This is a genomic window from Micromonospora craterilacus (genome assembly GCF_003236315.1).
Taxonomy (GTDB): Bacteria; Actinomycetota; Actinomycetes; order Mycobacteriales; family Micromonosporaceae; genus Micromonospora; species Micromonospora craterilacus.
Genome location: NZ_POTY01000266.1, coordinates 1 through 9,029 on the forward strand (window position 1 = coordinate 1; position 9,029 = coordinate 9,029).

Here is a 9,029-nt window from a genome sequence, read left to right on the forward strand (position 1 = left end):
GGTGGTGGTGGCGGCGGTGGCGCCGTCGGTGGCGGCGGCGACCGGGGTCGCGGCCAGGGATGCCTGGCGGGCTGCGGCGGCGGCGGCGGAGTTGACGTCGATGGCGGCGGACGTCAGGCGCAGGCAGGCGACGATGGCGAGGACGGCGAGGACCATCAGCGGCACGTAGCCGAGAGCCACCTCGACGGCGACTGAGCCGCGGTCGCTGGCCATTCGCCCCGGCCGTCGGGACACGTGTGGGCGCCGCCGGGCTACCACTGTCTCTCCTGGGCCGTGGTTTCGCTGGCGGGGGCGGGTTCAGTGCGAAACTGTTCGGTGGGGGCGCTGACTTCGGTGCGCACCCGCAGTCGTAGGAACGGCACGACAGCGGGCACCCGACCGGCCACGGTAACGGTGGCGGTGTCGGCGGTCCGGGTCACCACGATCTGCGGGTCGTTGACGATGCCGCCGGCGACCTGGTCGAGGACGGAGTCGGCGTCGGCGCGACCGCTGTCGGCGCTGCCGTCGAGCACCCTCGTCGTTTGCAGGGCGTGGTTGGCGGCGTGTTGGACACCGAGCTGGGCGAGCGCCCACACGGCGAGCTGCACTCCGATGAGGACGAGCAGCATCAGCAGGGGCGCGTAGAGAACCACTTCGGTGGTGACCGACCCGCGATCAGTGCCGATCGGGCGCCGGCTGCGGCGGACCGTCCGCTGGCGCGCGGCTAGAGGGTGATGCTGGAGACCTTTTCGATGATCTTGGACTGGATGATGGCGTAGACGGCCAGGACGAGGCTGACCAGCAGCGCGATCCAGATGACCTTCTCGCTGGTCTCGCTGCCTCGGTCGCCTGAGCGGTGGATCTGGCGCAGGCGGTGGACGGCGGCGAGACGGATGAGGGTCAGCCTGGCCGCCAGCCTCTTCGTCGCGCGCATGGGGGTCTCCTTTGTCTGGTGGTGACGGTGCGGGGTGTCCCGCAGCGTGTTGGTGGTGAGGTGGGCAGGGGTGAGGTGGCGGGAGTGTCCCGCCGTGTGTGGCTGTCGCGCGGGCGTGGCCGTGTCGTGGGCCGGTGAGCGCCACCGGTACGTGGCGTTCGAGGTCGTGGGTGAGCAGGCGCCGACTGTCTGTCGGTGGATCTGGGTGCTCGGGGTGCCTCATTGCCGCTTGCCTCCCTTCGGTGTGTTGGCGGCGGCACTTCAGATTCGCGAGCTTGCGGCAGAGATTGGTCAGAGCGCGGTGACGGCGGTGACGGCCGGATAGAGCAGGAACAGCAGGTAGGCGGCGGCCAGCAGCATGACCGGCATCGACATTCGCTCGGTGGCGGCGTTCGCTTGCGCTTCGAGGGCGGCTGCCTGGTGCGCACGTAAGGTGGCGGCGCGGACGGAGAGGGAGTCGCGGATGCGGGCGCCTTCGGTGCCGGCGAGGCTCATCGTCGCGGCGAGTTCGGCGAGTTCGGCCACGCCGGTGTCCGCTCCGAGTTGGTCGAGGGCCTGCCATGGCGGTATGCGTAGGAGTCGTGCGGTGTCCACGGCGTGGCGTAGCCGCTGCGCGGCCCAGCCGTGAGCGTCGGCGCAGGCGTCGTCGAGGGCTTGTTCGAGGCCGGCGCCGCCGGCGAGGGAGATGACGACGAGGTCGAGGACCGCCGACAGGGCGTAGCGCAGCTCGTCGCGGCGCCGTTGTGCCTCGGCGCGGACGGTGGACTCGGCCAGCCACCATCCGCCGACCGCGCCCGCCGCGCTCGCCCAGACGGGTGTGCCGGCGGCGACGGTGACCCCGCCGGTGGCGACGACGGCGATCGCGACCGGCGGCAGGATCATTCCGGCGAGGATGGCCAGCATTTGGTCGGCCAGGTGCAGCGCGGCGGGCCGTTGGAGCACCGCGAGGTCGGCGCGCAGGCGTTGCCGGGGCAGGCCGAGCGCGCGCAGCGGCGCGGACAGCAGCCGGGTGTGTGTCGGGGTCGGCGTCGCTGCGGGTGCGGGTGATCGGCGGAGTGTGTCGAGGGCCTGGGTGAGGTTGGGGCGGGCTGGCAGCAGGCCGGTGGCGGCCAGGACCAGACCGGCACCGGCGAGCAGCCCGCAGGTGAGCACGAGGCTCATGCCGGCCCTCCCGGGTTGGTGAGTACGCGCGGGGGTTGCGGGACGCGGGACGTGTGGGCCAGCCACCAGAACCCGCCGGCGAATATCGCGCCCACGAGCAGCAGGACCAGTTGTCCGGTGAGCGTGCCGTACGGGGTGAGGAATCCGCGGTTGAGCAGGATCAGCCCGGCGACCATGGCGACGGAGGTGCCGGTGATGACTCTGGCGGCGGTGCGGGTCGCGGCCCGTTTGGTGGCGATCCGCATCCGGATCGCCGCGAGTTCGCGGGCGGTGGCGGCGAGGCTCGTCAGGCTCTGTGACAGCTGTCCGCCGTGGTGGCCGGCGGCCTGGGTCAGCGCGCGGACCACCAGGTCGGCGACGGGGTCGGCGAGGTCGGTGGCGAGGGCGTGCAAAGCGTCGGGCAGTCGCGCCCCGTCGCGTACGGCCTGCGCCAACGCGGTGACCTGTGTGCGGATCGGCTTCGGGGTGACCGGGGCGGTGGCGGTGATGGCCTGCTCCAGCCCGGCGGCCGAGGAGAGAGTGTCGCGCAGCAGTTCGGCCCAGGACGCGACGGCTTCGATGCGGGCGAGTGCGTGGGCGTGCTCGCGGTCGGGGCCGAGGATCCGGGGCAGTGCCCACACGGCGGCGGCGCCGAGCAGCGCGGCGACGGGCCAGCGGGTCAGTAGCGCGGCGGCGAGCCCGCCCGCGGCGGCGACCATCAGCCGCGTGCGGTCAGTGGACGTCCACCTCGCGTGTCGGCGGCCGGGGGTGCCCGGTGGGCGTCGGCGGAGGCCGTCGGCGGCGACGACGAGGCCGGCGGCGCAGCCGAGACCGAGCAGGATCGGTGACAGGTTCACGGCTCACCACCTGTCGCGGGTGAGCCGGTCGACGTCCAGGCCGGCGGCGGTGAGCTCGTCGAGGGTGTCGGCGCGTAGGGGAGCGGCCGGCACCGCCCGCCGGTCGGGGCCGGGGCGGTAGATCTCGTTGGAGGGCACCTGCGTGCCGTCGGACTCCAGGATCTGGCGGATCGAGGACAGCACCCGGGTGCCGTCGGTGGCGACGTCGAGGTGCAACACGAAGTCCACGGCCTGGCCGATGAGCACGTTCGCCGCGTCGAAGGTGAGGTTCTCCGGCGCCTGCATCACGTACATCGCGAGGCGGGTCAACGCCTGCTTGCTGGACGAGGCGTGGAGGGTGCACATCGAGCCGTCGTTGCCCTGCGACATGGCCATCAGCATCGGCACGGCCTCGGCGCCGCGGGACTCGCCGACGATGACTCGGTCTGGGCGCATCCGCAGCCCCCACCGGACCATGGTGGCCATGTCGATGCCGCCGACGCCTTCCAGGTTCGGTTCGCGCTGCTGCAGCGCGGTGGTGTTCGGGTGGGCGTCGGTGTTCTCGTCGAGGCCGAGTTCGAAGGCGTCCTCGACGGTCACGATGCGTTCGTGGTGGCCGATGGCGCCGGCGGCGGCCCGCAGCAGGGTGGTCTTGCCCGCGCCGGTGCCACCACAGATCACCAGGTTCTTGCGGGCTGCCACCATGGCGGTGATCAGGTTCCGCAGTCCGGCGGTGAGTTCACCGCGGCGCACGAGGTCGTCGAGGGTGACCTGGTGCAGGACGTTGCGGCGGATCGACACGCTGGGTCTTTTGGACACCGCCATCGTCGCGAAGAGTCGCTGCCCGCCGGGCAGCCGCAGCGACAGACCAGGGGATCCGCGGTCGAAGCGCCGTTCTTCCTGGCCGCTGCGCGCCGCCGCGATCCGTACGAGTTCGATCAGGTCGTCGTCCGAGGCCGCTACCGCCGCCACACGCGCCACCCGGCCTCCGGTGTAGCGGATGAATACGGTGTCGCAGCCGTTGACGAAGATGTCTTCCACCTGGGGGTCGTTGAGCCACCGCTGCAAGCCGCCCAAGCCGGTGAACGCATCGTGCAGCGCCCGCGCGAGGGCCGCCTCGGAGTGGGGGCTCAGGGGACTGCGGCCCGCGGCGATGGTCTCGCGGGCGTGCGCCACCAGCTCCTCGGCGATGTAGCGGGCGATCATCGCCTCGCGCGGCGGGTCGTCCGGCGTGGGTGTGTGTCCGGCGAGTCGGCCGCTGACCCGGGTGCGTAGCCGCGCCACCAGCTCCGGTGCGACCACACCGTGATCGCCTGGGGGTGCGGGCGTCGTCATCGGAGGACCTCCAAGCTCGGGCGGGCAGGCCGTGCCGGCACCGCGAGGGTGGCGGCCAGCGACCGCAGTGCCTGCGCGAGCCGGGTGCGGGTCCAGGCGGGTCCGGTCATCCGGCCGCTCAGCGCGGCCGCGCCCCAGCGGTCGCGGGGTAGGTGGGCCCACACTGGTGCCCTGCACCGGGTGCTGATGTCGTGTGGCTCGAAGGGGGTCTTGCCGCAGACGGCCAGGCCGACGGCGCCGCCACGCACGCTCGTGCGTAGGGCGGCGAGCCGGTGCTCGACGTGGTCGAGGTGCTCGGTGTCGCCGGCGGTGACCACGACCAGCGCGTCCGCGTCACCTAGCAGGCCGTGCGCCGGGCTACCCGGGTAGAGGCGGCCCGCGTCGACGACCACGACCGGCGCCAAAGCGGCGACCGCCTGCGGTTGACCGGCGAGTACCGATACCGCCCCCGCGGCGGTTTCGGCGGCGCCCGGCCCTACCACGGTGTGCACACCCACCGGCAGGACCTGCACGAACCGCGCTGACCCGCCCGCCGGCAGGCCGTGGCGGGCCGCCGCCGCCAACCCTGCCAGTCCTGGCTCCTGCGGTAGCCCGAAGCGGGCGGCGACCACACCGCCGCACGGGTCGGCCTCCACCAGCAGTCCTTTTCGGTTCGGCCACAACGCGGCCAACCCCAATGCCGCTGTTGACACTCCGGCTGCACCCGACACCGACGCGACCACCACCAGCACCGTCCGCACCTCCCCGTCTCTCACTGGCCCGCGCCGAGCTGTACTAGCGCCACGTCACCTGTCGCCGACGCGACCGCTTCCGCGTCCTGCACGGCCAGTAGCAGCGTCACGACCTGGCCGCCCACCTGATCCGTTCCGGTTACCGACACGACGGTGCCGACCGCTCGCAGTCGCGCACCCTGGCCCGCGGGCGACGTGCCTGGCTGTTCGGCACCGGCGCTGGCGGTCACGACGATCACGACCGGCGCCCCCGCGCTCATTGCGGCCGGGGCGCGTCCCGCACCGACCTGCACGGCGATCAACGCCTGCCCGGCCGGCGGCCACGCCGGTGGCCCGACCTGCGAGGACACCACCAGACTGCCGGCGGCCAGGGGCACCGCCGCCGTGCGGCCGACCACCTCGTCGCGGCGGTCCGCCTCGACGAGAGCCAGGCCCGACGGATTCGCCACCCGCACCACCCGCACGTCGGCGTCGCTGATTACCGCGCCGGCGGGAACCGGCCGCGCCACCGCCAGGAACTGCTGATCCTGGTGCCGGCGCAGGTCGACCTGCCAGAACGTCACCACCGTCGCCAGCACCAGCAACGCTCCGGCGGCCACGCGCTGGCCGCTGCGCCGCCCGACTGGCCGCGGCGGCTCCACCGGCACGCTCGGATTCGCCGCGCTGTCCGCTGCTCGTGTCGTCACGCTCACCGGGCACGCTCCACGACGGCCTGCGACTGCCCGACCGGCACCGCCATGGTGGCGGTCGTCGTCAACGGATCGAGCGTGCCCCCGGCACCGGGCCCGGACCACGTCACCGACCACGTGACCGTTGCCCGCAGCCGGAACGCGTTGCCTGCGGTGGCGGCGGAGGATCGGGTGTAGGTGTGGCCGCACGGCGACGCGGCCCGCGGGTCCATGTCCGGGGTCCACGGCTTACCCGGTCCCAGGCAGGTCAGATCCTTGGTGCCGTCGCCGAACGACCAGCGCACCCGGGTGGGTGTGGCCGTCGCGGTCACCGTTACCCCGGGCACCGACGCCGTCGCCGACCGGGCCTGCCACGTCACCGGATCCACCCACAGCCACACCGGCACCCGCACCAGCACGAACGGCTCGGTGTCGGGGTTCGTGCGGATCCGCGGGGCGGTCAAGCTCAGGCGCGACCGCGCGATCTGCGCCAGGTCGGGCAGGTCCACCCCGGGTGCCTGGTCGAGCCACACCGGCGTGGCCTGCGACCCGACGCCGTCGCTCAGGCATGTGCGGGCGTACCAGCCGCCCTCAGGCCCCTTGCCGGCAGGCGGCGGACGATCACTGTCCACGGGCAGCCAGTAGCAGTCGCTGTCCGCATTCCCACCGCTGTCGCCCGAGCCCCCGTTGCCGCGACCCGACCCACCGTTGGACCCACCGGGACCGCCGGGGATCCCTGCGGTGATCTCGCATTCCGGTGCCGTCGGGCTCTGCGCGCAGTCGACATGGCCGATGCCGTCGTCGGCCCGGGCGGGCCACGCCATCCCCGCGACGGCCACGACGGAGGCCACGAGCCCGCCCAGGAGCGGACGCCTCAGCATGTGCCCACCGCCTGTACCCCGAAGCTGGACACCTTCCAGCCGCCGCCGTTCTGGATGACCGTCGCCCGGACCGCCCGACGGCCACCGGGAATGTCGTCTGCCAGGACGCCGGCCGCGGTGTAGGTGAGGAACCGTGTGGTGTCCATGCAGTCCTGCACGGTGACCGCGCTGGGAGTGGTCGCGGGGGTGGTCGCGATGACCCGTGGGTCGGAGCGGTAGTCGCCTTTGATGACGTTCCCGTCTTCACGCAGCCTCGTCAGCCCGGTCTGCAGCGTCGACAGCGCCCTGTCGGTGGCGTGTTGCGCCAGTTCCGGCTCCTGCGGGTCCGCGGTCAGGCCGGCCTTGGCGTACGCCTGCCACATTCCCTGGTAGGCCAGCAACGCCGCGTCCTCGGCGGGCACGCTGGGCGCCAGGACCGAGGCGGGGGGCGTCGGTGGCCGACTGGCGGGGGAACCATCGCCGGGATCGCCTGCGCCACAGGCTCCGAGGGACGGCGCCAGGCTCAGGCCGATGAGGAGCCCGACGAGCCGGCCGCGCGGCCGGACAACCTGATTCCCGCTGATGATGCGTCTCGTCATGCGTGATCGTGTCTCCCTGTGACGGCGAGACGACCGGTCTCGCGGTCCTGGACATCGAGTACCTGACCCGCCGCGACGGGTTCCGGCGGGCGCCCGTCCGCCGCGACCGGCACTACCGGCGCGACCGGCTCCGAGCAGCCCTGGTAGGGCAACACACCCACCATTGGAGTGAACTGCGGTTGACTTGATCCGAACCACAGTTCGACGGTGGGTGGCTCCGAGCAAAGCACACAATCACGCGACCCGTCAACTACAGTTCAACTCTCTCGAACTGTGGTTTGTGGCACGTGGTTCGTGATCGATGCCCCGCCAACAGAGAGCGCCAGCGCGCACGCGCTGGGAGTCATGCCTCGCGACAGGGGGACGGAGCACGGTGGACGGGTTCTGGAGCGTTGCCCTGCTGGGGGCGCTGGCGGGGGTGGCGCTGCCGCCGGCGTGGGCCCGCACCGTGGCAGGGATGCGCGCGAGCGGATCGCGCCGGGCCATTCGGGGCCCGTGGCGAGCACTCGCCGTGTGTGGCAGCGCTGTCGGGGTGGCCGCCGGATCGGTCGCCATCGCCTGGCGCGTGCACGACCGGCAGGGCGGGGTGCTGCTGGTGGCGGCATGGCTGGCCGTGCTCTACGCCGGACTGTTGCTTGCCGCTGTCGATGCCGCGACGCGGCGGCTTCCCTCGCCCATCGTGAGGGCCGCGGCGATCACGGTCGGGGCGTGCCTCGTGGGGCACGCTGCCGTGACGGGCCAGTGGCGCACCCTGGCGACGGCGCTGCTGGCCTGCGGTGTGCTGGGCGGCGGCTACCTGCTGCTCGCGCTGGCGGGCGGCAGTGCGGTGGGCATGGGTGACGTCCGGTTGGCGGCGGTACTCGGCGCGTCCCTGGGCGCGCTCGGCTGGAGTGCCGTGATGTGGGGCGCCGCGCTGCCCTACGTGCTCGCCGTTCCGGAGGCGCTGGCCCGACTCGCGTCACCGCGCCGGTCCGACCTCGCCTTCGGTCCCTATCTGCTGGCCGGCGCGCTTCTCGCGGTAGCACTCGGGCCCTGACCACCGGCGGTGCCCCGGCGCGCGCACCGCCCCAGCCGCGGCTCGGCAAGGGGCGAGGCCGTCGGCTTGAGGAGCCGGGCGAGCGGGAACGTCAACCGCTATGCGCCGGGCTGTGTGGGTTCCGCGCCACGGCCCCGCGCGGCCTCCGCAGCCTCCTCAAGATCCAGGAAATTGTTGATGATCCGGGCGAGGTCGCGGCGGGATCTCGGAGTGAGCCGCTCGAAGGATCGCGCGAGCACCCGTGCCTCGCGGCTGGCCGGCTCGGGTTCGTCCTCCCCCAAAAGGTAGCCGACGGGCACCTCGAAGAAACTGGCGAGGGCACGCAGGGTGCTGGCCTTGGGGTTGATCCGGGGGGCACGCAGGAGGTTGCGGATGCCCGCGTCAGTGATCTTGTGACCGCGGGCGGTGAGTTCACGGGCGACCTCGGCCTCGCCGTACGGCGGCCGGTCCTCGTCCTGAGCGTCGAAGAGACGGCGCAGCCGCGACTGGATCAGCCTGGAGGTGGCGTCTTCAACCTGGTCGGCGGGTGTCTCGCTCACCAGCTCCTCCAAACTGCACTTCGATATTCACGGACTACAGTTGACGCCCGACGGGATCTCGTGCTTAGCTCTCGACATCGCTTCGCAACTGCGGTTCGAGAGTTTCGAACTGTGGTTTGTTGGAGCGTAGCGGATCGGGGACCTGCGCGCGACGTGCACCCCTGATCGGTGGGCGACGGCGTCAGAGGGGGACTGTCGTTGCTCGGGCATCCGTCACCTGACCGCCACACCACACGGCAGCCCGGCCTGTTGCCACTGCCGTGCGGCCGGCCGCCTCATCAAAGGCGAGGGCGTACACCAGGTGGCCGTGATGCCCAGCGCGCCGCCGCGACCTTCGCCTCCGAGGGGTCGCGGCGGCGCGCGGCGGGGGCC

Annotated in this window: 12 protein-coding genes; 1 reads left to right on the forward strand and 11 read right to left on the reverse strand. The window is 72.7% G+C overall.

Annotation, left to right across the window (positions count from 1 at the left end; genetic code table 11):
- From C1I95_RS28850 to C1I95_RS28900, 10 genes are all read right to left on the reverse strand, one after another.
- Nucleotides 1–213, reverse strand: a 213-nt coding sequence (locus C1I95_RS28850; protein WP_199523956.1) for a TadE/TadG family type IV pilus assembly protein, incomplete at its 3' end; no start/stop codon positions are given.
- Between the two features lie 38 nt (nt 214–251).
- Nucleotides 252–665 (reverse strand): TadE/TadG family type IV pilus assembly protein, encoded by a 414-nt coding sequence (locus tag C1I95_RS28855; protein WP_111218557.1) that lies wholly within the window; start codon nt 663–665, stop codon nt 252–254.
- 38 nt (nt 666–703) lie between these two features.
- Entirely contained in the window at nt 704–913 is a 210-nt protein-coding gene (locus C1I95_RS28860) for a hypothetical protein (RefSeq protein ID WP_111218543.1), read from the reverse strand.
- Nucleotides 914–1,204: 291 nt separating this feature from the next.
- Nucleotides 1,205–2,074: a type II secretion system F family protein gene (locus C1I95_RS28870; protein WP_111218547.1), complete on the reverse strand. Its 870-nt coding sequence runs from the start codon at nt 2,072–2,074 to the stop codon at nt 1,205–1,207.
- Complete coding sequence (locus tag C1I95_RS28875) at nt 2,071–2,910, reverse strand: type II secretion system F family protein (RefSeq protein WP_233513953.1); 840 nt, start codon at nt 2,908–2,910, stop codon at nt 2,071–2,073. Before C1I95_RS28875 ends, C1I95_RS28870 begins: the two co-directional genes overlap by 4 nt.
- Nucleotides 2,911–2,913: 3 nt before the next feature.
- Complete coding sequence (locus C1I95_RS28880) at nt 2,914–4,224, reverse strand: TadA family conjugal transfer-associated ATPase (RefSeq protein WP_111218549.1); 1,311 nt, start codon at nt 4,222–4,224, stop codon at nt 2,914–2,916.
- Nucleotides 4,221–4,955: a hypothetical protein gene (locus C1I95_RS28885; RefSeq protein WP_111218561.1), complete on the reverse strand. Its 735-nt coding sequence runs from the start codon at nt 4,953–4,955 to the stop codon at nt 4,221–4,223. The genes C1I95_RS28880 and C1I95_RS28885 overlap by 4 nt, the downstream gene beginning before the upstream one ends.
- 20 nt (nt 4,956–4,975) lie before the next feature.
- A complete protein-coding gene (locus tag C1I95_RS28890; protein ID WP_199523958.1) occupies nt 4,976–5,554 on the reverse strand; it encodes an SAF domain-containing protein in 579 nt (192 codons plus the stop codon).
- 89 nt (nt 5,555–5,643) lie between these two features.
- Complete coding sequence (locus C1I95_RS28895) at nt 5,644–6,504, reverse strand: hypothetical protein (protein ID WP_111218553.1); 861 nt, start codon at nt 6,502–6,504, stop codon at nt 5,644–5,646.
- Nucleotides 6,498–6,905, reverse strand: a complete 408-nt coding sequence (locus C1I95_RS28900; RefSeq protein ID WP_233513954.1) for a hypothetical protein — start codon at nt 6,903–6,905, stop codon at nt 6,498–6,500. Before C1I95_RS28900 ends, C1I95_RS28895 begins: the two co-directional genes overlap by 7 nt.
- 550 nt (nt 6,906–7,455) lie before the next feature.
- On the opposite strand from C1I95_RS28900, the gene C1I95_RS28905 reads away from it, so the two are divergent.
- Nucleotides 7,456–8,118, forward strand: coding sequence for an A24 family peptidase (locus C1I95_RS28905; RefSeq protein WP_233513955.1), 663 nt, complete (start codon nt 7,456–7,458; stop codon nt 8,116–8,118).
- Between the two features lie 98 nt (nt 8,119–8,216).
- Here C1I95_RS28905 and C1I95_RS28910 read toward each other — a convergent pair whose 3' ends face one another.
- The gene (locus C1I95_RS28910) at nt 8,217–8,669 is read right to left on the reverse strand and encodes a hypothetical protein (protein WP_233513956.1); all 453 of its coding nucleotides are present in this window, start codon (nt 8,667–8,669) and stop codon (nt 8,217–8,219) included.
- Nucleotides 8,670–9,029: the final 360 nt, after the last annotated feature.

What these genes read in the sequence shown, in the direction of transcription:
- C1I95_RS28895 (WP_111218553.1), bottom strand. Translation starts at nt 6,504, where the DNA reads ATGCTGAGGCGTCCGCTCCTGGGCGGGCTCGTGGCCTCCGTCGTGGCC.
- C1I95_RS28880 (WP_111218549.1), bottom strand. Translation starts at nt 4,224, where the DNA reads ATGACGACGCCCGCACCCCCAGGCGATCACGGTGTGGTCGCACCGGAG.
- C1I95_RS28870 (WP_111218547.1), bottom strand. Translation starts at nt 2,074, where the DNA reads ATGAGCCTCGTGCTCACCTGCGGGCTGCTCGCCGGTGCCGGTCTGGTC.
- C1I95_RS28860 (WP_111218543.1), bottom strand. Translation starts at nt 913, where the DNA reads ATGCGCGCGACGAAGAGGCTGGCGGCCAGGCTGACCCTCATCCGTCTC.